The organism is Aliikangiella marina (genome assembly GCF_007004765.1).
Classification (GTDB): Bacteria; Pseudomonadota; Gammaproteobacteria; order Enterobacterales; family Kangiellaceae; genus Aliikangiella; species Aliikangiella marina.
On record NZ_VIKR01000007.1, the window covers coordinates 146,734 to 172,752 of the forward strand.

The following is a 26,019-nucleotide window of genomic DNA, read 5'->3' on the forward strand; positions in this document are numbered from 1 at the left end:
TTTCGTAAATGTAAGCGCTTTCAGTCCTACTTCAAAAAAAACCAAGATCGACTCCTGGTTTTTTTGTAAGCGCTTACATTAAGCTAAATTAATAATCTCTCCCAGTCAACTCTTTTTTGTTTTTAAGATTAAAAAACGAACGGTTAGTCATTTTAAAAGTGGGAATTGTGGAAACAAAAAAGGGGCGATCAGCCCCTGATAGAATGTTATAACTACTTGTTTTTTATTCAAAAAGGCGGAGTACCGCCTAATTTTACAGTGACTTATATTACCGATAATCTTCCGGAGAAGGACAGGCACACATCAGGTTCCTATCACCATAAACATCATCGATACGGTTAACCCGTGGCCATAGTTTGCGATCTTCTTGTCCTTCAACCGGATAAATACCTTCTTTAATGGAGTAAGGTTTATCCCAGTTGAGTAAATCGACTTGGGTATGTGGCGCATTACAAAGCGGGTTGTTATCCGCAGCCCACTCACCAGAGCGCACTTTTTCAACTTCAGCTTTAATCGCAATCATTGCCTCTGCGAATCGTTCAATTTCACATAGTGGCTCACTTTCGGTTGGCTCTATCATGAGTGTTCCCGCTACTGGGAATGACATTGTCGGCGCATGAAAACCATAATCCATTAAACGCTTGGCAATATCCACTTCAGTCACGCCAGTTTCAGCCTTGATTGGTCGCAGATCAACGATACATTCGTGCGCCACTTTATTATTGCGGCCGGTATAAAGAATCGGATAGTGATCGCTTAATTTTTTCGTCAGATAATTAGCACTTAATAAAGCGACTTTTGTTGAATGTTCGAGCCCTTGTTGCCCGAGCATTGCAACATACATCCAAGAGATGGGTAATACTCCCGCCGATCCATAAGGTGCGGCTGATACTGCACCATTTGATTCGTCAGTATTGAGAACTTTACGAACCGAATGATTCGGCAGGAATGGTTTTAGGTGTTCTTTTACACCGATCGGACCAACACCTGGACCACCGCCACCGTGCGGTATCGCAAAGGTTTTATGCAAGTTTAAGTGAGACACGTCAGAACCCATTAAGCCTGGAGAAGTAATGCCCACCTGTGCATTCATATTAGCGCCGTCCATATAAACTTGGCCGCCATGTTCATGAATCAAAGCACAAATATCTTTGATAGCTTCTTCATAAACACCGTGAGTAGAAGGGTAGGTAACCATCAAACACGATAAGTTTTCAGAAACTTCTTCAGCTTTCGCTTTTAAGTCATCAAAATCAACATTACCTTGGTCGTCACAATTAACAATAACAACTTTCATGTTCGCCATTTGCGCGCTCGCCGGATTAGTGCCATGTGCGGAGCTTGGAATTAAACAAATGTTACGATGACCCTCACCACGACTTTCATGATATTTTTTAATGGCTAATAGACCAGCGTACTCACCTTGTGCGCCCGAGTTAGGTTGCATAGATACCGCATCATACCCAGTAATTTCAACTAACCAACCTTCGAGCTCTTCAATCATTTGCTGATACCCAAGGGTTTGATCCGAAGGCGCAAACGGATGGATTTGACTAAAACCAGGCCAGGTGATTGGTAACATCTCTGAAGTTGCATTGAGTTTCATGGTGCAACTTCCCAAGGCGATCATCGCGTGCGTTAACGACAGATCTTTGTTTTCTAGATGCTTCAAATAACGAAGCATTTCAGTTTCGCTGTGATGGGTATTGAAAGTTGGGTGCTGCAAAATCTCGCTTGTTCTCAGCAAACCAACTTCAAATGACTCATGCTCCTGCGCACGAGTATCAAGTGCCGCGATGTCGAGCTTGGCATCATCACCCGTCAATACGTAGTAGAGTGTTTGAATGTCGCCAGGGTTAGTCGTTTCGTCGATACTCAAACCGACTTGACCGTTGGTATCAATTCGCAGGTTAATTTCCGCTTCTGTCGCACGCGCAATGATGTCATCACGCTTGTCTGCAACATCTAAAGTCAAGGTATCAAAATAAGATTGATTAACCACCGAGACGCCAGCATCTTTTAACGCATGAGCTAAGATTCCTGCCAGTCGGTGAATGCGATAAGCGATCTGCTTTAATCCTTCTGGACCATGATAGACCGCATAAAATGCCGCGATATTCGCGAGTAAAACCTGCGCAGTACAGATATTCGAGGTAGCCTTTTCACGTCGAATATGTTGTTCCCGCGTTTGCATCGCCATTCTGTAAGCTGTTTTCTCATTGCTATCGATTGATACGCCAATGATTCGTCCTGGTATTGCCCGTTTGTGCTTTTCGCGAGTTGCAAAAAATGCCGCATGTGGACCACCAAATCCTACCGGTACCCCAAATCGTTGCGACGATCCTAAAACAATATCAGCTCCCATTTCACCGGGTGCTTTTAACATCACTAAACTCATAATGTCAGCACCAACCGCAACGATCGCTTTCTTTTCTTGTAGCCCTTTGATGATGTTTTCTAGGTCAATCACCTCACCGGTTCGATCCGTGTATTGAACAAAAGCACCAAAAACGTCGTGATTAACGGCATCAGAAACTGGCCCAATAACCAACTCAAAACCATAGTGTTCAGCGCGAGTCTTAATCACGTCGATAACTTGAGGATAGGCATTTTCATCAACAAAAAATTGGTTCGATTTTTTGTTTTTGGAAACACGCTTAGCCATAGCCATCGCTTCAGCGGCGGCGGTTGCTTCGTCAAGCAGTGACGCACTCGCCAACTCCATGCCGGTTAAATCAATCGTCATTTGCTGGTAAGTTAAAATTGCTTCTAAACGACCTTGGGCAATTTCTGGTTGATAGGGCGTGTATGCCGTGTACCAGCCAGGATTTTCTAAAACATTTCTCAAAATAACCGTCGGTGTTTTCACTGAGTAGTAGCCCATACCAATATATGACTTGAACACCTTATTCGAGTCTGCATAGCGACGAATATCATCTAATGCTTGTTGTTCACTGCGGGCACTCGGAATATTTAGTGGCTCAGGCAAGCGAATTTTCTTTGGCACGGTTTGCTCTAGCAGCTCATCCAAAGAAGATAGCCCAAGGTACTCAAGCATCTGACGAGTTTCTTCCGCATCCGGACCAACGTGGCGCGAAATAAATTCTTGGTGATTTGATAACTGGTGTAGGCTCTGTTTCATATGGGTTCTCTAAAATCTAACTAGCAATTTTCACTTGGGAAAAAACTGAAAAAGCCCCGACGCATGCCGAGGCTAAACCATTCCCTTTTCGCTAACTTAACTGACTGTCGCGTCTTCAGTTAAATTAGTCTTCAATTTCAGCAGCGTAAGCTTCTGCGTCAAGAAGATTATTAATTTCCGATTCTTCAGAAGGTTTCATCTTGAACATCCAGCCATCATCATAGGGCGATGAGTTAACTGTTTCTGGCGCGTCTTCCAAATCTTCGTTGACGGCAATAATTGTTCCTGAAATCGGCGCGTAAATGTCTGACGCTGCTTTGACCGACTCGACTACTGCGATTTCATCTTCCAGGGCAACTTCGCTGTCAATTTCTGGCAGTTCAACATAAACAACGTCACCGAGCAGCTCTTGCGCATGGTCAGTGATACCAACTGTCACTGTGCCATCGTCTTCCATTCTGAGCCATTCGTGCGAAGTGACATATTTTAAATCGGTTGGGACATTACTCATCGTTTTTTCCTCAAATTAGGTTGTCCAAATTCTCGACATTGATGAAATTGGCGCACATTTTACACCAATGGCTCACCTTTGCGAACAAAACACGGTTTAACTACTTTGGCTGGCACTAGCTTGCCACGTATATCCAACATAACCGATTCACCTGTCGCTTTGGGAACTCTCGCCATGCCAATACTTTTCTTGAGCGTCGGCGACATGGTGCCACTGGTTGTTTCGCCTTCACCTACGCCATCAATAACTACTTTCATGTGGGCTCGGATAACCCCTTTACCTTCAAGCACTAAACCGACAAGTTTGTTGGCCACGCCGGCTTCTTTTTGTGCTGCAAGGGCAGCTTTACCAATGAAATCTCTGTCGTCTGACCAAGCGATTGTCCAACCCATATTAGCTTCTAAAGGTGAAATTGATTCATCCATATCATTACCATAAAGGTTCATTCCGGCTTCTAAACGGAGCGTATCACGGGCACCGAGACCGCAGGGTTTAACACCAGCTGCCATTAACTTGTTCCAAAAGCTCTCTGCCTGGTTCGCTGGCACCATAATCTCGTAACCATCTTCTCCCGTGTAACCGGTGCGAGCAATGAAATAACCCTCGCTGTCAACAGCAACGAACACGCCTAAGCCCTCAACTGCTTGTTGTTGAGCTGGAGAGAATACGCTATTCGCTTTCTCTAATGCATTGGGTCCTTGCACGGCCAACATGGCAAAATCGTTATTCTCAGTGACTTCCACAGCAAAATGTTCTGCTTGCTCTGCCATCCAAGCCAAGTCTTTATCTCGTGTCGAGGCATTCACAACCACACGGTAATGGGTATCCGATAAATAATAGACGATTAAATCATCAATCACGCCGCCTTTTTCATTCAGCATGCCGCTGTAGAGGGCCTTACCGGAAACTGTGAGTTTAGCAACATCATTAGCCAGTAACTTCTGCAAATAAGCTTTGGCATCATCCCCGGAAACTTCGACAATCGTCATATGAGAGACATCAAACATCCCCACATCTTGTCGCACAGCATGATGTTCTTCAATCTGTGAGCCGTAATTAAGAGGCATATCCCAGCCGCCAAAATCGACAATTTTTGCGCCAGCTGCTTTGTGACAGTCGATAAAAGGAGTTTGTTTTCCCATAGTGTCGCTTCCAAGGGTCAAAAAATGAGCGTGGATTATACCCGTCAAGACGGCTATTGAGAACTCAGATGACTTAGATATTAGCCGATATTTGCATCAAAAAAACTAATGCGAATCTTGACCATTTGACCAACTACCAGCTGCCAACGCTTTCCATTTCGGACCAAGGTGCCTGCGGCGGTAGGCTATCTCCCTTTTGCAGCAACTCGATTGAAATATTATTGGGATCTTTCACGAAGGCCATGTGACCATCTCTAGGCGGCCGATTGATGGTGACGCCCATATCTTGTAAATGCTGACAAAGCTGATAAATATCATCAACTCTAAAAGCGAGATGGCCAAATTGGTCACCACCGGTGTATTCGCGTTCATCCCAATTGTGAGTTAACTCAATCATTGGGCCATCCTCAGACTCACCCAAGAAATACAGGGTGAACTTACCGGCCGGAACTTTCTTCTCGCTGAGTAGTTTTAAACCTAAGCCTTTCACGTAAAAGTCGATTGATTCTTGCGGACAATTAGTTCGGATCATCGCATGTAGATATTGCATGGTGCGCTCCTGCTCCAGAGTCGAATGGGTGATTATTGCTTTTTAACATGAATAAGAACAATAGAGAACTCCAACCCGCGAATGATAGTCGACATCCCCTATAAGCTACCGATGAGAGAAGCCTGTGCTATCGATGAAAGAAACTTCTGTCAGTGATGAAGCAAACCTCATTCGTCTATCGCTTTTTGAGTCGATAAATCAACTTAAAAACTGTACTCAATATCCCGCCATGGAAATAAAAGGATGTAAATAGGGGTTTCTGATCAGGCCAAATTCGGTTAATCAAATAATTCTCCGACATCGTACAAGAGTCTAAGCTTTGATAGCCATATTGTTCTAATGCCTTTAAATTAGCCAACTCGAGGTTCACCCCGGGATAGACCTGTTTATACGATTCGTTATAGCAAGTCTTTAGATCGAATGCTTGATTGTTAGATATCACCCGAAAAGCCACCGCAAACCAAGTCGATTGATTGCGATATCCCTGGTACTGTATTTTTCCCAATTTGGCAGCGTTTTCATGCATGGCTTGATAATAGTTAAGCGTATCATCGTCCGATAGAATGGAAGTCTTTGCTTTCGCTTTCCAACCGCTATCCTCTAATTCGCAAAAGACCTTCAGCCAATCTACTTTAGGGTGAGTATCAGAAGTGACATATTCAGCTTTGGTTGCTTCCGAAAATCGTTTAGTAATCCGGTTATTTTCAGACCGAATCTTCCGCGGCAGGTTGATTAAATGTTTCGCTACGCCATTAAGGTTAAGAATAGCACCCCGCGAATATTCGACAATGACGCTGTTTTGGTTGATATCTCGCCCAAATGAACAGAATGAATGATCACGGATTCTGAACGCTAACATCTTTAAATTGCGGATAGTAAACTGAACAATTTTTGCTAATTCATCTGGCTGACTGCATAAAGGATCGGTGAGAAAGCAATGGTGATGCTTCCATACATCAATATAAGGGATTCCAAACTTTCGATTACCCAATTCAATAGGGAACAAGGCGATTAGTTCTTCCGCTTTATAGGCGGCCACCACTTTTACATCCGAGTTTTTTGTAAAGTATTTTAGTGCAGGAATTAGATTCCAAGACTCGTAAAAAGGGTTGGTTGTGGCACTTTTTTGAGCAAGCCGATCCCACTGCTGCCGATCAACTTGATCGATCTGGTCACTGTTAAGAATTTTGACTTGCATTATTGACTATCTTATTCCAGTTACGTTTAATCAATAAACGTAGCTTTTCTTTTGACCACATAAAAACGTAATAGAAAAAAAGCGGATTAATTTTAAAAACAACAGTATCTTTAGTTGGGTATATTTCTGAAGACCAAGCATTAATATAATGGGCAAACCCGGCTAAAAAATCACCTCTACGATAATTCTTTTCGAGAAAGTATTCGATAAACTTGGAAGTACTGACACTACCGGGAGATAATTTTTTATATTCATTATTGTAGGTGCCATGGGCGAAGTATACGGTATCTAAATAGATAAAACTTAGTTCGACTGACACCGGCGTATTACCATCGTACAAGATACCAAAACATGCTTGTCCTTTTGGCGCTAGTCGCGATATCAACCCACGATAAAATGCTTCGCCCGTTTCCTCTGATAAGCCCTGATTAACTTTCCAGCTTAACCTTTCTGTTTGAATATATTCTTGAAGACATTGTTCCATGTCGTCGGGTTGAGTGAATACTTGATACGAATAGTTGTCTCCAAGCACCCGCTGCATTCTTCGATATTTTTTTCTCATATTTCGATGAGCAGCCCAATACTGATCTTTATTTTGGGTTAAATCGACAATCGGTGAAACGGGCCCAGAATTTTGTTTAGTGTAAAAATAGGGTAATGAAAATAAAGTCTTCAACGCATGGTTTAATCGGGATTCTGGAATAACTTCAGCATACTCAATCCAATCCCAGTCGGTGTATTCGCGCTTAAAAAAATCGCGAAAGCTTTCCCAAGCTATTTTTTCATAATCACGATGAATAATCGGGTAGGGTTTATCAACATCACTATTATGCGTAGTAACCGCATGTTCAATCATTCTCACATTTTTTTTATAGCAAGGTCGTTCGCCTCGACTCATCGGAAATACGGCAACCAATTTCTGCGAGCTGAGATCGCGTAAAAATAATATAAATACCGATTTTGTCTCCTCGTCAACATAATGCTGGACTGACAAATCAATATAATCAAAGCTAGCGTAGATTGATGGTCGCGTACTCTGCGGAAGTAGTGCTTCCCATTCAGCAATGAGGGATTCGGTCAGGTCAGAGAAATTAACTTTAGTTAAATGAAACCGACTAGCCATTAATCTCTCACTAGAGTTTGTTCGAGATCGATAATTTGATCCGCAAACTCGGTCACTGAAGGTCGATGACTTACAAAAATTATCGTTAATTGAAATTCTTTTTTAATTTTACTTAAAATTCGTTTTTCTGAAGCAAGATCTAATGCATCGGTAGATTCATCAAGAATCAGTAGTTTTGGTTGTCGGTATAGCGCTCGAGCCAAGCCAATCTTTTGAATTTGTCCCGAACTAAAACTTAAGCCGTTGTCACCGACAATAGCTGAGACACCTTCTTTTAATGACCCCACCAAAGAGTCAAGCTCAACAAGTTCCAGTAGCGACTGAAGGCGATTATTATCGATTTGCTGCTCATCAAAACCAAGTGCAATATTTTCAGCGAGCGAAACATCCATTAAGTTGACCTTAGCGGGGACATAACCGACTTGATCTTGCCAAGCATTATTCTCATACAGATCAATTGCTTGATTATCTAAGGTTATCGTCCCCTTATTCGGTCGATAAAATCCACAAATAATATTGAGTAGCGTCGATTTTCCGCAGCCTGTCTTACCCATGATGCAATGAAATTTTTCTAATTCGAACGCTAAGTTAATATTATTGAGTAACAAGGGTTGATTACTTCGATAAGCAAAACTGATGTTGGCTAACTTCAAGACCGAGCTCGATTTTAATTCAATGGGTTCGAAAATCTGAGTCGGCTGTTCTTTTGTTAACTGTTTAACTAAACGCCGCAATATTGCTGAGCCAAATTGAATCTGCTCAAAGCTATCAAAAATTTCTTCAACTGCAGGCATTAATCGATACATTGCAAAAGCATATACACCGATTAGCGTTAATGACGATGCCCCTAAACTTTCTTCTAAGGCAAAATAAATGGCTATCATCAAAATACTGGCATAACCAATCGTTTCAATCACCCTTTGGGGAACTAAACTAATGAGCTCATATTTCAATCGATTGGTTATCATATCTCGGAAGGTCTCCGAATAACGATCAACGAAAAAAGCTTGAATTCTTGCAAGCTTTATTTCCCGATGTAATTTTAAAGCCTCTAAAACATCGCTGTATAAATCGGTTTCAATATCGGCAAACTCTTTACCTAGTCTATCGAGTCTTTTCGAAGCAATTTGGTAAACTAACAGATATACCGCAATAATTGCGGCACTAACGATTAAAGTTGCTTGATAATCAACGACCAATAACAAAATGAAAATTAAGCTTGCCATAACCATGCTAGCGAACATATCAATCTGTGCAAATAGCGTATCTAAAATCACTCGATCAACATCGGCTAGTACCGATTTGACTCGTTCTGACTGTTTTTGCTTGGCAAACTCAAGGTCATCGGCTTGCAAATAGTTTGTTAGTAACTGACCACTTAGCTGGCGTTCTTTAAAATAGCCAAATTTCGCTGAAACCCAAACATCGGATGCACTTAAGACATTACCGGCGAGCACCAATATAAACGAGATGATCGCAAAAGCGACAACTAGCTCTGAATACTCTGAAATACCCGTGTAAGAGGAAAAAGCGATTAGATACTCGTTGGTTTCAATTAACTCTGGTTCAGAGATTAAACCAATAAAAGGAACAATTGAGGCAATACCGGCAACGCCAAGTACGCCATTGACGAGCGACAATACAACTATCAGCAGTAAGCGCCGCTTATCCGCTTGATTCATTAAGCCATAAATCAGGAGAAATTTCTTATACACCAGCTTCCCTTCGCGTTATTTTTATTCATGGTGTTAACGCCTTAAATCCAATGCCCGAATTTTACTGGATGAGGCGGTTCAGGCAAAGATTTAATTCCTTTATCTTAATCCAATTTGCTCGTGATCACACCTTTTGCCAATGCTGAATTTGCATTACAATCAGTGAGGCACTAACCCATTCCTTAACCTCGAAAGGTAATCACTTTGCAAGCTAATGTAGAGACGTTTTTTGATAAGCCGACTTTTTCTTTTACCCATGTCGTCTCTGATCCGACTACGGGTCAAGCCGCAATTATCGACCCAGTCCTAGACTATGATGCCGCTGCAATCAATATTAGCCAGCAAAGTGCCCAGAAACTGTTAGATTATATTGAAGCCAACAGGTTAACCGTAAAATGGCTACTAGAGACCCATGTTCATGCTGATCACCTAACAGCAGCCCATTGGCTAAAACAACAGACCGGCGCCCCAACCGCGATAGGCGAGGGCATTAAGCAAGTACAAGAAACCTTTAATCAAATTTACGAACTTGAGGGTTCTGCTGCAGGTAACCAATCTGATTTTGATATGCTGCTTAAAGATGGTGATACGTTACCCTTAGGTGAGTTAACGATCCAGGTGATGGCGACTCCCGGACATACTCCAGCATGTTGCACTTACCTTGTTGATGACGCGGCATTTGTTGGCGATACCTTATTTATGCCTGACTACGGCACTGCTCGCTGCGATTTTCCTGCGGGTGATGCCCAAACCTTGTACCAATCCATCCAAAAAACCCTTGCACTCGCAGCGGATACTCGGCTATTTATGTGCCATGACTATATGCCTGGCGGTAGGGAATTACAGTGGGTAACAACGGTTGCAGAACAGAAAGCGAAAAATATTCATATTAATGACACTATCAGCGAGACTGCGTTTGTTGAAATGCGCACAACTCGCGATCAACAGCTGAGTGTGCCAAAGCTCATATTACCTGCGCTACAAATCAACATGCGTGCGGGGAGGCTTCCTGAGCCAAGCAGCTCGGGAGTTTCTTTCCTTAAGCTCCCCATTAACCAATTCACCTAGGGTGGTTAGGGAGATTTGAAGCCACTTTTGCTTGTCAGTCAAAAAAGAGAGCTGTTCGTTGAGTGATACCATTACATTCGCGAAAAACCATCGCTTAAACACCAATGTGATTGCGGCTACTGAGTCGAATTCAATCATTGACGATCTAGTAGCAGACAATATCGGTGAGGCAGTAACGAATTTTCACCACAGTATTCCTCAATTTAATCAATCGCCTTTGGTTGAGCTCTCCGATTTAGCGACTCACTTGGGATTGGCTCGGATTTGGGTCAAAGATGAGAGTACTCGATTTGATTTAAAAGCCTTTAAAGTGCTCGGAGCGAGCTATGCAATCGCCAAACAAATTCAGCGTCTCGCGCTACCTGCTGAGCTTCCTTTAAAATTTGCAACCTTGAAGGAATTCGCGCAAACCAAAGATATTCATGTTGCAACCGCGACCGACGGTAACCACGGTAGAGCAGTTGCCTGGTGTGCAAAAATGCTGGGCTGCAAAGCACATGTGTTTATGCCACATGGTTCATCAGAGTTTCGCTTAGCTGCAATAGCAAAATATGCCGAACAAGCAGAAATTACCGACTTAAATTATGATCAGACGGTTGCAATGGTTAACCAATTGGCGCAAAAAAATGAGTGGGTACTTATCCAAGATACTGCCTGGAATGGTTATGAAGTCATTCCGGCGGACATAAAACGGGGTTATTTTAGTTTACTTACTGAATTTGATTCACAATGCGTTGATGATTGGCCAACGCACGTTTTTTTACAAGCCGGTGTCGGCTCAATGGCTGCGGCAATTGCCGCTTATTTGGTCAAGCACCCGAAACCAACGCCACACCTAATTATCGTTGAGCCTGATAAAGCTCCTTGTTTTTATGACTCGATGAAAATTAATGATGGCAAGCCACATCTTTACGATGGTGAAATGGACACGATTATGGCAGGACTCGCTTGTGGTTTGCCCAGCAAGACGGCCTGGGATATTTTGAACGCTAGTTCGATTGGCACCATTAAGTGTCAAGATATCATTAGCGAGCAAGGAATGCGTCTTTATGCGAAACCCATGGGAAACGATAAAGCCATCATATCTGGCGAGTCAGCCGCCGTCACCTTGGGTTTATTAAAGACATTAATGGAACAAAAAAGATTTGCACAGATTCGCCAACAAATCGCATTAAATAAACAATCGAAAGTATTACTGTTCTCAACAGAAGGTGATACTGACCCTATTTTATACCAAAATATTATTGGCACAGCGCTTTAGTAATTAGGACTTATCGAGGATATTGATCGATGGCTGTTCAAGAAATTATTAAGTTGGGAAATCCGAAACTTCTCCAAAAATCAGACCCTGTTGAAATAGGAGATAACCAACTAATTAAAGTACTCAAACAAAACCTGGCGGATACTGCGAGGGCTTTTAACCGGCAGTATGGCTGGGGAAGAGCCATATCGGCAATCCAAATCGGTGTCGCCAAACGGGTAATCTATATGGCAGCCCCTGAGAAAATACTATTGATCAATCCTGAAGTGATCGATTCGAGTAATTCTATGATAGAAATTTGGGATGACTGTATGAGCTTTCCAGATTTGATGGTTAAGGTGAAACGTCATGAATCCTTCAAAATACATTATCTCGATGAAAACTGGCAAACGCAAGAGAGACTTATTGAAGGAGCAATGTCAGAACTTTTACAACACGAACTCGATCACCTTAACGGCATTGTTGCGACAATGCGTGCCATCGATGGAAGCCAGATTGCTCTCCAATCTGAGAAGCATCACCTCGACGCAACTTTGTTCGCCAACAAGACTTGATAAGGAAATCGCTGTGTATAAATATTTAGCTTTAACCATAAAAACATCTCTAGCTTTACTAGTGTTAAACAACGGAATCGCCAATGCATCCTCAGAATCGAGAGCAATTGAAAAGCACTCGGTAGAAAAATCATCACCGGAAAATAGCTCACTAGCCTTTAGCGAGTGTGGCAACAATGAAAATGCGAGACAATTAGCTAAATTAATTATTCTCGACCCAAGACAACCAAGACAAAAACTTTCCTGTAATTCACTACTCACTGAGATCGCCGATAAAAAAGCAAAGGAAATGGCTGAGCTAGGGCGGGTCACTCATGTCGGTCGCTCTTCTGCGAATAAACGACTTATTGATGCGGGCTATCCTTTGTCAAAAATTTATCCTCGACTATTTGAAAACAACGTTGAAGCTATTGCCGGAGGGATTAGCGACGCCAATGAAATGTGGGAACAGTTTAAGCTTTCTGAAACTCATCGTACTCACTTACTGGCCGAACATGAGTTTTACTTACTACAAGATGAAATAGGCGTTGGCTTTTTTAAAGATCGACGTTCGCCACATGTCGAATATTGGGTTGTTTATTTGGCACATCAAGGCGAGTCAAAGGCGTATCGTGGAAAAGTAGCTAAAAGTAAGGATTAACTCATGAATAAGAGTCAGTGTCCAAGCTGTGGCAACCAATTTAACGGAAAATTTTGTGATGCCTGTGGAGAGCAAAAACTCGATGCTGAGCAACGATCCTTACTTGTTCTGGTCTCACACTTAGTCGAAGAGCTCACTTCTGTAGATGGCAAACTATTTAAGACAATCAAATATTTTTTTATTAAACCTGGTTTTCTTTGTCGCGAATTCCGACGCGGCGCTCGCAAACCCTATTTATCGCCAATTACGCTATTCTTCATCTTCAATTTAATTTATTTTTTCTCTGCACCACTATCCGATTTTAACCTGTCATTAAAAGAACAATATCTACAACCGCATGCGGCTTTAATCGTACCAACGATTGAAGCGTATCTTGTTGATCATCAAATATCTGAAGAAGAATTGGCAGAGAAATACAACAAGGTATCACCAACCATCGCAAAATCTACGGTGATCATTAGCATTCCTTTTTTGGCTTTTTTAGTATGGTTGATTAATATCGATCGACGCTATTTTGCTCAAGATCATTTTATTTTTTCGCTTAACATCTATAGTTTTATTTTAATCTGGCCAACACTACTCAAACTAATATCTAACTCGCTAGATTGGCTTTTATCTGTTGCGATATTTTCTGACCATTACTTTTATTGGTTACAAGCCGGTTTATTGATTTATCTTTGGCTGTCGCAAAAAAACTTTTATGAAACCCAATGGGTAATAACCTCCCTTAAAACGGTTCTTTTGATTATCGCCGTGTTTGTTTCTCACTTTATGTATCGTTTTATTCAATTCTGGCTTACCTGGTCACAAATCACCTAAATCAGTCAAATCAACTAAACGAAAATATTGATTGAACATTTTCTTTAGGCCGACTTAGGCTTATCACTTAAATAGACTGAAATATAAAATTTTTAGACAATAAATTACTAAATAGCGATAAATATTTAAAAAATAAGCCAAATTCCACTATATTCGAAGTAGAGTAGTTCATATACCCAACGATTGCATGGAGGCAATTAAGATGATCGTACGACAAGGCGAAGAATCTAAGTCTTGGTTCCGCACCGAACGTTACTACCACACGACTGAGGGTTGGTGGTTTATGACCCGCGAAAATGGTGAACGTGGACCTTACGAATCCCACAAAGACGCTGAGCAAGAATTTTTTATCTATTTGAGAAATCTACGCGTTTATGATGGCCTTTTAAATCAATAATATCCGCAGTGCATTCAAGTGATAACCTTTTGCAGATAATGACTTTATTTAGGTAATAACTTCAATCTCGTGAATCAGGCTGTCACTTGAGTAAGCTCTTCAGCGTGTTCTTGTGCTTTAGCGAGCCCGTAGTCTTCCAAAATCGCATATAGACACGGAATCACAAAAAGCACCAGTAACGTCGAAGTTGCTATGCCAAACACAATACTAGTCGCAAGTGGTATCAATACTTGTGCTTGCAAACTCGTTTCAAATAACAGCGGCGTCATACCTGCAATGGTGGTTACCGAGGTTAAAAATACTGCTCTAAATCGATCGTAACTTGCTTTAGCCGCTGCATCATGAACGTTAAAACCTTGGGCAACACGCTTTTTAACAAACTCAACTAACAAAATTGAATCATTGACCACAATCCCTGATAGCGAAACAAACCCTAGCATCGACGGCATTGTAAATTGTAATCCCATAATTAAATGTCCCCATACGACACCAATCAACGCTAAGGGAATCGCAATTAAGACCACAAATGGTTCTAAATAGCCTTTAAATTGGAAGGACAGCAAGATAAATACCCCGAACAGGCCTAAGACGAATGCTTTAACCATAGACTGTTGCGTCGTACCTGCGTTTTTTACTTCGCCTTCAAATGAATAGGTTAGCTCTGGATATTTGGCATTAAACTGGGGAATCCAGCGATTTTTTAAGTCGTTAAGCACCTCATTGGTATTGCTAACATTAGAATCAATGTCACCATAAACAGTCAGTGCGCGTTGATTATTAACCCGACTAATTCTCGAAAAGCCTCGCGCTTGCTCGATGTTAGCAACTGAGGATAGAGGGATAGCCACTTTAGAAGTTGGATGAATAATCGCGAAAGTATCAAAATCGATAAACTCGTCACGCGACTCCTCCGCCAACATTACCGTCACTTCAAAGGTTTCCAAATCAACATTGGTCTCTAACACTTTAACCCCTTGGAAGGCAGCTCTCAGTTGATTCGCAATGGTTTGCGCATCAATACCAAGGCTCAAGGCGCCTGGTTTTAGCGAAATCGAAAACTCTGGTTTTCCTGGACGAAGATCGTCCATTAAATTGTAAACCCCCGTATAACCACTCAACCAAGACTGAAGATCTAACGACGCCCTGGATAACATCTCAAAGCTGTCACCCATTAGCCGTATTTGGATCGCTCGACCGCTCGGCCCAATTGCGGGCTCTTTAAACGAAATGACTTGCGCCTGGGGTATCACACCAGAGTTATCTCGCCAACGATTAATAAAACTTTGCAGCCTTGTGTTTCGTTCTTCAGCCGTGAGCAAATCAACGGTAATCGTTGCTAAATGCGCCCCTGTTTCAAATGCATCTGCATTTTCGTTATGACTGACGGTAATGGCTTTGATCAGTTTTTGTGATTCTTCAACTTGAAAAATTTGATTGGTTTCTTCGAGAGATGCGAGTAGTTTATCAACGACTAACTCCGTCTGTTTTAAGGGAGTTCCAGCCGGCATTAAGATCCTCGCTTGAACCATATCGCCTTCAATACTTGGGAAAGCCGAAAATTTGAGTACGCCTGAAACAAGCATCGATAAAGAAAAGAAAAATAATGCTAACACGCCACCGATAAATGCATATCGATACACGATAAGCTTCTCCACAAAGTTAAACACTTTCTGGCGAGTTTGTTCAAATTTGCTATCAAATTGTTCTCTAAACTTCGCTAAAGGCTTGTTGTGCGCGTGAGCTAAAGAATGATGTAAATGACTTGGTAGAATAAAAAAAGCTTCTATCAAAGAGACGGTTATTACGGCAATTAATACGATAGGTATGACTTTTAATATTTGCCCAAGATCACCTTCAATAAAAACCAAACCAATAAAAATACAGAGTGTGGTTGCAAAAGAGGATACAACGCCCCTTGCGACAATTTTGGTACCATCAACAGCAGCCTTCAACGGCGATGCACCTTTTTTAATTTGGCTACCAATTGATTCTGAAATTACAATGGCATCGTCCATCAAGATACCAAGCGCCAGCAACAACGCCACCATTGATATCATATTGATTGTTATGCCCATCATTCCGAGAACAAAAAAACTTGCCAAAAACGATACCGGCAATCCCATAACAACCCAGAATGCATAGCGGATAGTAAAAAATAGCCACATCACCGCAAACACTAACAACAATCCTTGCCATGCATTGGTAACCAGTAGTGATATTCTATCTTTAACAATACTGGTTGCATCTTGAGTCAACGACAAATCAACGCCCCTGGGCAGCAATGCTTGTTCTCTTGCAACAATTCGTTCGACCGCAGAAAGCACTCTCAAACTGTCATCGATTGAATTTTTATTCACTTTGAGCAGCGCAGTTGATTTGCCATTGTAGCTGACTTTTTGTTCTGCTAATTCAAAGGTATCTGTGATTTGAGCGATATCTCCCAATCGCACATCATTGCCTTGTTCACCGCTTATGATAAGTATTTCAGCAAGTTCTGCCGGTGTACGTCGTTCATCATTAAATCTCAATTGAGTTTCGCTAAAGTTGGTTTCTATCGAACCAACGGGTAAATCTAAATCTTGTTTACTAATGATATTCGCAAGATCTTGTAAGCTTAATCCATACCGGCGCAGATTAAAGTCTGCGACTTCAACTCTGAGCTGTCTTTCAGAAAATCCTTGAATACTGACAAGCGGGATCGCCGGATCTTTCAGCAATTTTTGTTTTAATTGTTCAGCAAGTGTCTTAAGTTCAGATCGAGGTATGTCGGCGGTTAATGCAATAGAAATAACATTTTGAGTTCGTCCTTTTTCAGTGACCGTTGCGACTTCAGTTTCATCAGGAAAATCGCTAATACTATCAATCGCACTCTTAACATCATCAAAAAACTTGGGGAAGTCGCCTTGTTCGAACATTTTTACTGTCATTAGTCCTAAGTTTTGTCGCGCTTCACAACTTTTTTCTTCAATAAAACTAATTCCATCTAAAGCATCTTCCAAAGTTAAACAAATTCCTTGCTCTACATCAAAAGGCGCAGCCCCAGGGTAAGGAACTTTAATTTCTACTGAATATGGTTTGATCTCTGGAAAGGTCTCTCGATTAATTTCTGGTAACGTGACGATGCCAATAGCCATGAGCAACAACATTAAGAGATTGCCCGCAGTAGGGTGGGCCGCAAAAAATCGAATCATGGTTAGTCTCCTTTCTGCTCACTCGATGATATCCATTGAGTCATCTGCTTTTGACTGACTTGATCGACGATTGGCGTTAAGTCCATTCCTGGAACAGCAGGGAATAGATCCGAGGTTATGATTCTATCGCCAGGCATTAGCAAGTTATTGACTAAAGCCAAATTGCCCTGAGTTTGTATTTCTGACAATCGAACACGCTTTAGTTTATTCTCAGGCGTAATCGTTAAAACCTGATTGTCTCTAATGGCGAACCGCGGTAAAGCAATAAAATCTCTTGGCGCCCCCATCAGTGAGACTTTCATATACATGCCTTCAAGCAACGGTGGTTTGGTCCCGGGTTCTATATTCCGATAATTATCTTCGATACTCACAGTCACACCCAGGGTTCTTGACTGAGGATCAAGATCATCGCTAAATCGTTCTACTTTAGCCGGCCAAGATGCAAACTTTCCATTCGCTAGCTCTACCTTCGCGGAAAGACCTAAAGAGGCCAACATCGTTTTCATATTAGAAAAATTTTGAAGATCATCTAAGTTGATTTCTCGTTGATTGAAACCTCGTGCAAACAAACTAAATTGTTCCATCGTAAATTGCGCATTAATAACGACTTTATCGAGGCCTGAGGCGTCAAACAATTGAGCACCTGTCGCAACATATTGATCAAGCTCTACATGAACTTTGCTGATTCTTCCATTAAACGGTAATCGAACCTCGGTTCTTGCTAAGTCTCGCTGACTTCGTTCAAGTTTTGCCTCGGCAATTGCCAGCTGCGCTTTCATCACTTCGAGATCTGATGGTAAGGTTGTTTGTTTATTTTTGAGTTGCTGAACTTCTTGTTGCTGTTGAAGTAAGTTTTGTCGCTCTGAGTCTAATTGACTCTGCGATACCGAGCCGCTTTTTCTTAATTGCGACAATCTGGCGAATTCGTTTTCCCTGACTTTCAATTTCTCTTGAGCAAGCTGGAGTTCAACTTCATTATTTTGAATAACCAGCTTCATTTCTTCGAGGTTAGCTTGATTAGCTAATACGTCAGCTTCTGCCTGTTTTAAGGCGAGCTGATAATCCTTGTCATCAATTTTGAGTAACAAGGTATCCTTGGCGAAGATTTCACCTTTTTTTAATGCGGGATTGATGAAGGTGACTCTACCCGTAACCTCGGCTTTCGCTTGCAAAGCAAGGTCCGGCTTTACGGTGCCAAAGCCAATGATTTCTGGTCGGATTGAGTGACGCTCCAGTGTAATATAGTTGACGGGGACACTCGGCCGAGCTTGAATATCGTGTTGTAAGTCTGGTTGCAATTGAACAACTAGTACCAATAATATTAATCCGATACCGGCAACAGCTGGCAAAGCAAATCTGGTCTTCAATCGTTTTAACATTAGTTAAGCTCCTGTTTGCAGCCGTACATAAAAAGCGAATATACGTGGTTGGCCCATCTGGGGTCAGTGAGTTCTTTGTCTGAAATGTGCCAGGCAAGTTTTCGTACAGGTTCGCCCACAAACGGCATAATGATTAAGGTCATCAAACTGAAAGCGAGGTACTTGGCTCGCTGAGGATCATCAATCTGGCAGTGTTTGGCCACAAGAAGCGGTAAAAATTGGGCCATTTTTGTTGGAAATCGTTCGATAAATGCCGTTTGTAATGGCGAGTCATCTGATAAGACTTCGTCATGAATCATGCGAGCCAAGCCGCTATTTTCAGACAGTATTTGCAATAATTTTTCAATTAATCCGCGGATCGGATCATTACTAACAGCGAGCGATTGCACTTCCGAAAAATGCTCGGCTGACATTTTGTCCAACAAAGCAACAAATAGCCCCTCTTTGTTTTCAAAGTAATATCGCACCATGGCAGAATTGACTCCCGCTCTGTCACCGAGTTCGCGGATAGTAATACTCCGATAGCTCTTTTCAGATAAGAGTTCACGGGCTGATTCTAGAAGGCGCTGCTTTTGCTCAGCCTGTTTATCAGGATCGACAGGGCGTCCTCGCTTGTTCATTTATCCAGACCTATTTAGTTAATCAATTGATTAATCAAATAATAAATGTGATCAAAATTCAATCAGGTGAAGTGTAAATTTAGGTAAATTTGCTGACGGGCTGCATTTAAAACGCCCCAATTACCCTAAAGTTGACAAAAAACTCGTTTTTTACGCGTCTAAGCAAACTTTTTGGGTTTGGCCATCGACATAAAGAGCAACCCCAATAAACAACGAGTACTTTTAACATGTCCACCCAATTTACAAAGCCTTTAATTGCAGCGCTCGGTTCAATTTTTATGCTGGGTATTCTCTTGGCTTGTCAAACCACTGTGGCTACGACCCAAAACGCTAGTCAGCAGCACAGCCAAATTTCGGTGAATGATCACAATGGTCGTTCACTATCAATACGCCACTTACATACCGGAAAACGACCGGTCTATGTTCTCGACGGAAAAACCTATCAATGGGAAGACCTGACTTCAGCTCAGCAAGAGCAACTACTCGTCATCGAAAAACGAATGCTAGAAGTCGAGTCAAAATTCAAAGCCCATGAAATCGCTTTTGCACCTGTTGTCAGAGAGTTAGAAGAGAAGGCTAGAATGATTGAATTACAAGCTCGCGAGGTCGAGAGAGAAGCACTATCAATCGAAACTGAAGCAGCAAAAATCGACTTAGAATCGCTCCGCGAATTAGAAAGCAAGATGAAAAAGCTCGAGCTTAAGATGAAACAAAAGGAGTTAGCGATGCGAGAGCATCAAGAACTGATGCTAGCCAAGGAGAAAGAACTTCGAAAAATGGAAAGTGCACTCCACAAAGATGCTCGTCTATTTGAAAAGGAAATGAATAAAAATATTGACCAGGTTATTGAAATTTTAGACGCAGGATAGATTTACAGTCCAGATTGTCTATTGGGTAAGCTCTCTTCTCCGCTTGAAGAGAGCTTTTTTTATTGACTAACTCTCTATTAACATCGAAGCCAAAAGATCAACCTCTAGTCGCTCAGACTCGAGCTCATCTATTTTCCAGTGAAAACTTATTCCAATCTGACACTTCAGCTGAGATTTGCTATCTTGTACTTCAAATGAAAGTTTCTAGACTACATATACCAGCTTCTGGCTAGCCATTTTTACCAGAGTGAAACTTAAAAACTGGACACTCAAAAAATTAGAGTAAAGAAATTTATGATCCCGGATTCTTGCATAAAAATTAAAACTAATAAATTTCCGATACTAGCGGGTGAAGAAGAAGCGCTTGTGAATGAGAATATGTATGGAAAAGCGCTTTGCTTGTATCTTCAAGAAAATTTGCCTACGAAAGGCATTGAAGTACCATTTTATTGTTGTGAAGATTGGGGATGGTGGCTTGAGGTCAAAGATAAAGATTTTGCGATGGGGCTTTGTGTTTATTCTGACCCAGATGCAGATGGAAATCCTACAAGCTATGCAATCATGCCTTCAATACATAATGCCAAGAAATGGTCTTGGTCAAAGTTTCGTAAAATCGATGTCTCAGAGAATGTACTAAGTATTATGGACAAAGCATCAAATATTCTAGAAGATGATAGTGAGATCGATGAAGTAACTAGGCACCGGGACTTTCCATATTAATAATGCAAGGCCTGGAATATATGATTATCAAGATCTGGCTTTATTTATCACTTAACTTTCATTAGGTGAAAGAGCCTGACTAATGAAAAAACAGTCATTGAAAGATATAAAGAATACCCGTCAATTGATTGATAATAGAACACCTGAGTTATGGTTAGAGTTAGTTTCGCAGATGGATATGATGCATAAAATCATTAAAGAGTTAAGTTTATATTTTGGCTATTTGTTTTTTATACCTCATCCAACATATGAAGAGTTGTCAAATGAAAAGAATCAAAACGATAACAAGTTAGCTCGATACCGTCTTTATCTTGTGCTTTTCAGTTTCTTGGCTTTTCTTTTCGCACTAGTTGAACATCTTCCTTTTGATTTTTTGAAAGAGAATTCAACGAGAGGTTTCGGAAGTGACTTGCTTGCAGTTGTGGCTCTATGTTCTGGAATTTTGATTTTTATTGCTATTAGCAATGCGATATGGGTATGGCTTATGCGAGCTTTTAAATTACTTGATGAAGACGTAATCTTAAGAGTCATTAGATATGGACGATAGTGTTCTTCAATTTAGTATGTTCATAAGTAACTATGAGTAGGAGTTCGAAGTACCCAAAAACGCATTCAATTTAGCTGGGGTTCGGCAAGATCCATCACATACCAGTTGTTCAACATTGTATTAGACTGAATATCCATCATTTAAAGCGGTCACCGTTTTTTTAGATCTAATGATAAATAGGGGTTTAATGGAGAAAATATCGCTAACTAAAGAACTATCGGATTTAATGTCTACTCATGGAGTTAAAATTCTTATTGGAAATGGATGGGTTGTCCGTTTAGTAAGGTACCTGCTTTCAATGAAAAAAGCAGACACTCACAATACAGGATTAATTAGTGGATATTAATGAAATTAAAACTGAGGTTATTGACTACGGAAAGTCCAATTGTTACGTACCAACTTCATTTGAGTACGTAATATGTTCGTGTGGCCACGATCTCTTTCAAATGTATTCTGATGATGATGAGGGCGGCTGTGGCATAACTTGTGCTAAGTGTGATAAAGGAATATCAATTGAAAACTCTGCTGACTATATGGAAGATATAGGCCAAAATATTTGTACTTGCGGCTCGGAAGAGTTACATGTGCTTGTTGGTAAGGCTTTTTATCAAGACAGCGAGGATGTGCGCTGAGTTTATGTTGGTGGGATGTGTCCAAAGTGTAACCTTTCAGGAGTTTATGTAGATTGGGCGCAACGGTGATATTGGCTTTTCTTGTATAGTCATAAGGTTCTAACCATCACATTTTGGACAGTCGTCAACCACTCGGAACTGAGAATAGTGTCAAAAGTGGACATTGAATAGAGATTTTTAACTGATTAGATATAAAGGGAAACGTTATTGATGAAGTCGAACGACTTTAATCGCGCATACAAGAATTTTTGTGTGCAAGATTTTAATATCAGTACAGTTAAGTCACCTCCTTATGACCCTGAAGATGGAGGAATCCCACCAGATATGGTGGATAGCATTGTCGAAGATGACTGGGCTTCTTGGAAAACGGTTCCGTCTAAGCTATCTGAGTCTGAAGTTTTAGAATTCTTAAAATACTATTCCAAAAACATTCCCGAAGTCTTAGTTGAATATCTACTTTCCGATTGTCATATGCTGGACGAACTAGGGCTTGATGAAACAACAAATGTATTTATTCCACATATTCCCTCTGATGATCCATTAGGTCCAATGAAGCAACTATTAGAAGGTTGGAAGCTATTATTGAAATTAGAGTATTTACCTATTGCTGAAATGGGACCTGGTTGGGGGCCAATTTGCATAAAACATGATGGAGGTGTTGTCTGGTTTGACCATGAACAATTAATAGATATATCTGAAAGTGCTGAACTAAAAGAATTAGAATGCTTAGAACAGTCTGTAACTAAATCGGCAGCTGAATTTTACATGCAGATATTTACGGAGTAAATTAGCGGTAATACAAATTTCATCACTTTGCTGTCGTTGACCGTGTAATTTATAGCAATTAACCTGCACAAAAACGGCAGTTCACAAATAACGTCATCCTTCAATTTAGCGATAATAGGGCGCCTCAATTGTGATTAGAGTTAAACGCGGAATATACCGCTATTTAGGACGTTACAATTCATCTAGTCGTGATTAGTATGAGCAAACTGATGAATACCAAGAATAAGGAGGAAGTGTTACTAGCTTCTGCTTTTGGGGCGGCCATGCTCTCGTTCATGCTATATATTGTATCTTCTTTAACTTATTTTCTAAAGAGTGAACCTTATACTGCACTTATCCTTTTTTTAGTCGGGTCGTTGTTTTTTATGATTTGCTATTTAATATACAGGTTTGGTTTTAGTATTAGGAACCCGCTGCTGTATGCCATTACTATGCAAGGTGTCATGGGGCTTTTCGGCGTTGTCGGTGTTTGCGTTGGAGTAGCAAAGTTAAAAGGCTATGGAATAGAATTTACTGTCAGTGTATTTTTAAGTATCTTATATTACGGAATATTTTATTTTAGCTTTAAAAAGCTCGCAAAACGAAACGGCTGGTAATACAACGCAACCCTTTATTTAACAAACTTTTGAAAGCTGATTCGGCGGAAATCGCTCACTATTAAAATAAGCGTTTGACAAGCATCACAAAGCCGCCTCTTGTAATGATTAAATAGCAAAATAAAAGCGGACAGTCAGCAAGTCAGATACTCTTATGATTGAGAGTGTAAAATAAGAACTAAAGCTCAGTTAAAAATAGGTCTACTTATGTTGCTTCGTAGAATCTACATTATGTCACTTGAACACCCTGGAATCGGTTTTGTTGGTATTCTTGGTAAAGTGGGTCTTTATCCCAGTCTCGAAGATCTGGACTTGTATGTTCGAGGTTATTCGCAATGCCTTTTAGATGCAGATTTAGATGACTGGGAAGGTGGTTGGTCCGAGTTTATTGAATGGTTAAGAGAAAGAGATCATTTTCCTACAAAGGGATGGGCTGCCAAAATAATTGAGGAAAAAGGAGATGGCGAGCAAGCATTCAATCGATTTAAAGAGTTGTTGTTCGAATACCTTGAGTCTGAGAAACCTAAATGGTTCTTAGAGTTTAATCTAGAGATACAGCCAAGTGCTTGGTGGGGTTTAGAAGGAAGTGGGGATGACTACTCAAAATATAAATCCGTACCTAAAAAAGCTGATATAAGGATAGAGAAACATATTCATCTCGCCAGTTAGTTTTAATGGTTGTAGAATGTTAAGGCTGTTTATATCACAGATGTGTGTGAAAAGAATGCTTCGATAGTCTCTGGTCATCACACTTCAGTCGTTCAAAAAGTAATTGATTAAGAAATAGGCATAAAAAGCGGTCAATTGATAGGCCGATAGTTCTGCTTTCTTTCATCGTAGAATTTAGCAGACATTTATAATAATAAACATAATTATCAAGGGATGTTTTAATGTATACGGCGGCAAGTCAACAAAATAGAACAGACAACGTATTTTCAACTCAAGACTCACTTTTTTTCTCTCGATTAACATTTTTTATTACTGTTGCAGTATTTGGCGGATTTGCGCTTAATTGGATAAATAATCCAGAGAAACTTGGGCATATCACTTTTTGGGTTGGATTACATGGTTTTTTCAGTGCTGCTTGGTACCTCTTGCTCATTTATCAATTACGACTTTCAAGAATTGGGAAAATCGTACAACATAAAACTTTGGGCAAGCTCAGTGTGCTGCTTGTCGTAGCCATCTTAATTACTGGTGTCGTTACGGCGTTGGATTTATACCAGCGTCTTGTTTCTTTCGGTGTGTTTGATCCCACAGATGCAGCCGCAAGACTAAGGGCAGGTGGATTTATAGGAAGCACGTTTTTGCAATGGGCAGTATTTTTAATATTGTACATTTTGGGTTTGCTCAACAGACGCGCTCCATCGCATCATAAGCGATTTATGATAGCCGCAGCCATTCAAATGATGCCAGAGGGATTGAATCGGCTCATTCATACTCTGGGCCTTCCTGGTGATGCGATGTTACTCACTATATTTTTAGTTTATTTGTCTGTCTTGGCATATGATTGGAAAATTGAGAACCGAGTTCAGTGGAGTACTCTTTTATCTTTTGGACTATTCACTCTTTTAGCAGCTTTAATTCATACCCTGTTCCGCACGCAGGTCTGGGGAGATTGGGTCGTGAACTTATTAACCTGACTTTATTAATAAGTTAATCTCAATACGGTTAGAATCGGACATGCTTCTCATATGCTTTCTCTGTTCGACTTGTTGAACGTCCACTTTCGGGTAACAAAAATAGCTTCAAAACTTTAACCCGCGACTGTCTCCTTTATGGCAACTTGCGCCGTTCAGTAATATCCGATATTGACCAATTGCGAGACCATGAATTTTACGATTAGGTCAAAATCATGCGTCTGATTCTTCAGATCGAATAATAGCTACTACTTTTAACCATCCTTTTTGGAAAAAGAAAAGCTACCCCAAGTTGACTTTTCTTCGGCGCTCGCTTTTTCTGGATAAGAATATTCCGTCCATTCACCATTTCTTTTTATGTGTACTCCAAACATAATATTCCATTGATCCCCGGGAAATTTCTTACGCAATATCTGCACTTGTCGGTGAAGTCCTCTAAAAAACTTAGGCCGCTTTCCTTCCTCTGTCTCTTCATAACCGAAATAGGGAACCCAGAAACCTGTCCAATTATTTAACTTCCAGGAGCCTGTTTTTTGCCACCCTTTTTCCGTCTTTATTTGTTCGCCCATTTGTGCGGAAAGATGAAACTTATGAAGATGGCCAGTTTGTGTATTTTCTATATAAAGGTCTAAAACCGTGGTATCTCCCTTAATACCTTTAGCACAGATATAAAAGGAATCTCGATCATGCAATAAATAGATAGATGCTTGTGCCGGTAATCTAATTTTTGTCGCATCTCGCCACTCATCGTCTTCGCATTGGCCATCCAGTAATACCGACTGATTGGTCCAGTTGATTGGTATTACATTTGAAGCGTTAAGGGGGCTGGTCCGAGAAAGCAAAAGCGCACTTATTAAAAGGAGTTTAACTATTTTTCGCATAATAAACCTCAGGTTATTTATCGTATGCGGCTGACATC

Annotated in this window: 25 protein-coding genes; 14 read left to right on the forward strand and 11 right to left on the reverse strand. The window is 40.9% G+C overall.

All coding sequences use genetic code 11. The annotated features are described in order from the left end of the window. Positions 1 to 268 precede the first annotated feature (268 nt). From gcvP to FLL45_RS21920, 7 genes are all read right to left on the reverse strand, one after another. Positions 269 to 3,142 carry an aminomethyl-transferring glycine dehydrogenase gene (gene gcvP / locus FLL45_RS21890; RefSeq protein WP_142944198.1) on the reverse strand — a complete coding sequence of 958 codons (2,874 nt, stop codon included), beginning with the start codon at positions 3,140 to 3,142 and terminating at the stop codon, positions 269 to 271. Between the two features lie 124 nt (positions 3,143 to 3,266). Continuing rightward, positions 3,267 to 3,653 carry a glycine cleavage system protein GcvH gene (gene gcvH / locus FLL45_RS21895; protein ID WP_142944199.1) on the reverse strand — a complete coding sequence of 129 codons (387 nt, stop codon included), beginning with the start codon at positions 3,651 to 3,653 and terminating at the stop codon, positions 3,267 to 3,269. 59 nt (positions 3,654 to 3,712) lie between these two features. Then, the gene (gene gcvT, locus FLL45_RS21900; RefSeq protein ID WP_142944200.1) at positions 3,713 to 4,795 is read right to left on the reverse strand and encodes a glycine cleavage system aminomethyltransferase GcvT; all 1,083 of its coding nucleotides are present in this window, start codon (positions 4,793 to 4,795) and stop codon (positions 3,713 to 3,715) included. A gap of 133 nt (positions 4,796 to 4,928) precedes the next feature. Next, entirely contained in the window at positions 4,929 to 5,345 is a 417-nt protein-coding gene (locus FLL45_RS21905) for a VOC family protein (RefSeq protein WP_142944201.1), read from the reverse strand. Positions 5,346 to 5,520: 175 nt separating this feature from the next. Next, positions 5,521 to 6,543, reverse strand: coding sequence for a GNAT family N-acetyltransferase (locus FLL45_RS21910; protein WP_142944202.1), 1,023 nt, complete (start codon positions 6,541 to 6,543; stop codon positions 5,521 to 5,523). Then, positions 6,524 to 7,666: a GNAT family N-acetyltransferase gene (locus FLL45_RS21915; protein ID WP_142944203.1), complete on the reverse strand. Its 1,143-nt coding sequence runs from the start codon at positions 7,664 to 7,666 to the stop codon at positions 6,524 to 6,526. Before FLL45_RS21915 ends, FLL45_RS21910 begins: the two co-directional genes overlap by 20 nt. Further along, positions 7,666 to 9,381 (reverse strand): ATP-binding cassette domain-containing protein, encoded by a 1,716-nt coding sequence (locus tag FLL45_RS21920; protein ID WP_142944204.1) that lies wholly within the window; start codon positions 9,379 to 9,381, stop codon positions 7,666 to 7,668. The genes FLL45_RS21915 and FLL45_RS21920 overlap by 1 nt, the downstream gene beginning before the upstream one ends. A 204-nt stretch (positions 9,382 to 9,585) precedes the next feature. On the opposite strand from FLL45_RS21920, the gene FLL45_RS21925 reads away from it, so the two are divergent. The 6 genes from FLL45_RS21925 to FLL45_RS21950 all read left to right on the forward strand — a co-directional run bounded on the left by FLL45_RS21925 (position 9,586) and on the right by FLL45_RS21950 (position 14,120). Then, positions 9,586 to 10,449, forward strand: a complete 864-nt coding sequence (locus tag FLL45_RS21925) for an MBL fold metallo-hydrolase (protein ID WP_185964587.1) — start codon at positions 9,586 to 9,588, stop codon at positions 10,447 to 10,449. Between the two features lie 58 nt (positions 10,450 to 10,507). Then, entirely contained in the window at positions 10,508 to 11,710 is a 1,203-nt protein-coding gene (locus FLL45_RS21930; RefSeq protein WP_185964588.1) for a diaminopropionate ammonia-lyase, read from the forward strand. Positions 11,711 to 11,739: 29 nt separating this feature from the next. Next, positions 11,740 to 12,264, forward strand: coding sequence for a peptide deformylase (locus tag FLL45_RS21935; RefSeq protein ID WP_142944207.1), 525 nt, complete (start codon positions 11,740 to 11,742; stop codon positions 12,262 to 12,264). A 13-nt stretch (positions 12,265 to 12,277) separates the two neighbouring features. Beyond that, positions 12,278 to 12,904, forward strand: a complete 627-nt coding sequence (locus FLL45_RS21940; RefSeq protein ID WP_142944208.1) for a CAP domain-containing protein — start codon at positions 12,278 to 12,280, stop codon at positions 12,902 to 12,904. A gap of 3 nt (positions 12,905 to 12,907) precedes the next feature. Beyond that, complete coding sequence (locus tag FLL45_RS21945; protein ID WP_142944209.1) at positions 12,908 to 13,723, forward strand: DUF3667 domain-containing protein; 816 nt, start codon at positions 12,908 to 12,910, stop codon at positions 13,721 to 13,723. Positions 13,724 to 13,925: 202 nt separating this feature from the next. Further along, positions 13,926 to 14,120 (forward strand): DUF6316 family protein, encoded by a 195-nt coding sequence (locus FLL45_RS21950; RefSeq protein WP_142944210.1) that lies wholly within the window; start codon positions 13,926 to 13,928, stop codon positions 14,118 to 14,120. Positions 14,121 to 14,194: 74 nt separating this feature from the next. Here the strand turns inward: FLL45_RS21950 and FLL45_RS21955 are convergent, their stop codons facing one another. Genes FLL45_RS21955 through FLL45_RS21965 form a run of 3 tightly spaced genes read right to left on the reverse strand, consistent with a single transcriptional unit; the run spans position 14,195 to position 19,310 of the window. After that, complete coding sequence (locus tag FLL45_RS21955; protein WP_142944211.1) at positions 14,195 to 17,311, reverse strand: efflux RND transporter permease subunit; 3,117 nt, start codon at positions 17,309 to 17,311, stop codon at positions 14,195 to 14,197. Between the two features lie 2 nt (positions 17,312 to 17,313). Further along, complete coding sequence (locus FLL45_RS21960; protein WP_142944212.1) at positions 17,314 to 18,690, reverse strand: efflux RND transporter periplasmic adaptor subunit; 1,377 nt, start codon at positions 18,688 to 18,690, stop codon at positions 17,314 to 17,316. Next, the gene (locus FLL45_RS21965; protein ID WP_142944213.1) at positions 18,690 to 19,310 is read right to left on the reverse strand and encodes a TetR/AcrR family transcriptional regulator; all 621 of its coding nucleotides are present in this window, start codon (positions 19,308 to 19,310) and stop codon (positions 18,690 to 18,692) included. Before FLL45_RS21965 ends, FLL45_RS21960 begins: the two co-directional genes overlap by 1 nt. A gap of 227 nt (positions 19,311 to 19,537) precedes the next feature. On the opposite strand from FLL45_RS21965, the gene FLL45_RS21970 reads away from it, so the two are divergent. The 8 genes from FLL45_RS21970 (at position 19,538) to FLL45_RS22005 (ending at position 25,103) form a co-directional block, all read left to right on the forward strand. Further along, positions 19,538 to 20,179 (forward strand): hypothetical protein, encoded by a 642-nt coding sequence (locus FLL45_RS21970; protein ID WP_142944214.1) that lies wholly within the window; start codon positions 19,538 to 19,540, stop codon positions 20,177 to 20,179. Positions 20,180 to 20,473: 294 nt separating this feature from the next. Then, on the forward strand, positions 20,474 to 20,899 hold the full coding sequence (locus FLL45_RS21975) for a hypothetical protein (RefSeq protein WP_142944215.1): 426 nt from the start codon (positions 20,474 to 20,476) through the stop codon (positions 20,897 to 20,899). A gap of 82 nt (positions 20,900 to 20,981) precedes the next feature. Continuing rightward, positions 20,982 to 21,446: a hypothetical protein gene (locus FLL45_RS21980; protein WP_142944216.1), complete on the forward strand. Its 465-nt coding sequence runs from the start codon at positions 20,982 to 20,984 to the stop codon at positions 21,444 to 21,446. Positions 21,447 to 21,781: 335 nt separating this feature from the next. After that, positions 21,782 to 22,078 carry a hypothetical protein gene (locus FLL45_RS21985; protein ID WP_142944217.1) on the forward strand — a complete coding sequence of 99 codons (297 nt, stop codon included), beginning with the start codon at positions 21,782 to 21,784 and terminating at the stop codon, positions 22,076 to 22,078. 252 nt (positions 22,079 to 22,330) lie between these two features. After that, on the forward strand, positions 22,331 to 22,864 hold the full coding sequence (locus tag FLL45_RS21990; protein ID WP_185964589.1) for a hypothetical protein: 534 nt from the start codon (positions 22,331 to 22,333) through the stop codon (positions 22,862 to 22,864). Between the two features lie 197 nt (positions 22,865 to 23,061). After that, entirely contained in the window at positions 23,062 to 23,460 is a 399-nt protein-coding gene (locus FLL45_RS21995) for a hypothetical protein (RefSeq protein ID WP_142944219.1), read from the forward strand. A gap of 231 nt (positions 23,461 to 23,691) precedes the next feature. Continuing rightward, positions 23,692 to 24,129, forward strand: coding sequence for a hypothetical protein (locus tag FLL45_RS22000; protein WP_142944220.1), 438 nt, complete (start codon positions 23,692 to 23,694; stop codon positions 24,127 to 24,129). A gap of 221 nt (positions 24,130 to 24,350) precedes the next feature. Further along, positions 24,351 to 25,103: a hypothetical protein gene (locus FLL45_RS22005; protein WP_142944221.1), complete on the forward strand. Its 753-nt coding sequence runs from the start codon at positions 24,351 to 24,353 to the stop codon at positions 25,101 to 25,103. A gap of 251 nt (positions 25,104 to 25,354) precedes the next feature. On the opposite strand, the gene FLL45_RS22010 is transcribed toward FLL45_RS22005, so the two are convergent. Next, on the reverse strand, positions 25,355 to 25,981 hold the full coding sequence (locus FLL45_RS22010) for a hypothetical protein (RefSeq protein WP_142944222.1): 627 nt from the start codon (positions 25,979 to 25,981) through the stop codon (positions 25,355 to 25,357). Positions 25,982 to 26,019 lie beyond the last annotated feature (38 nt).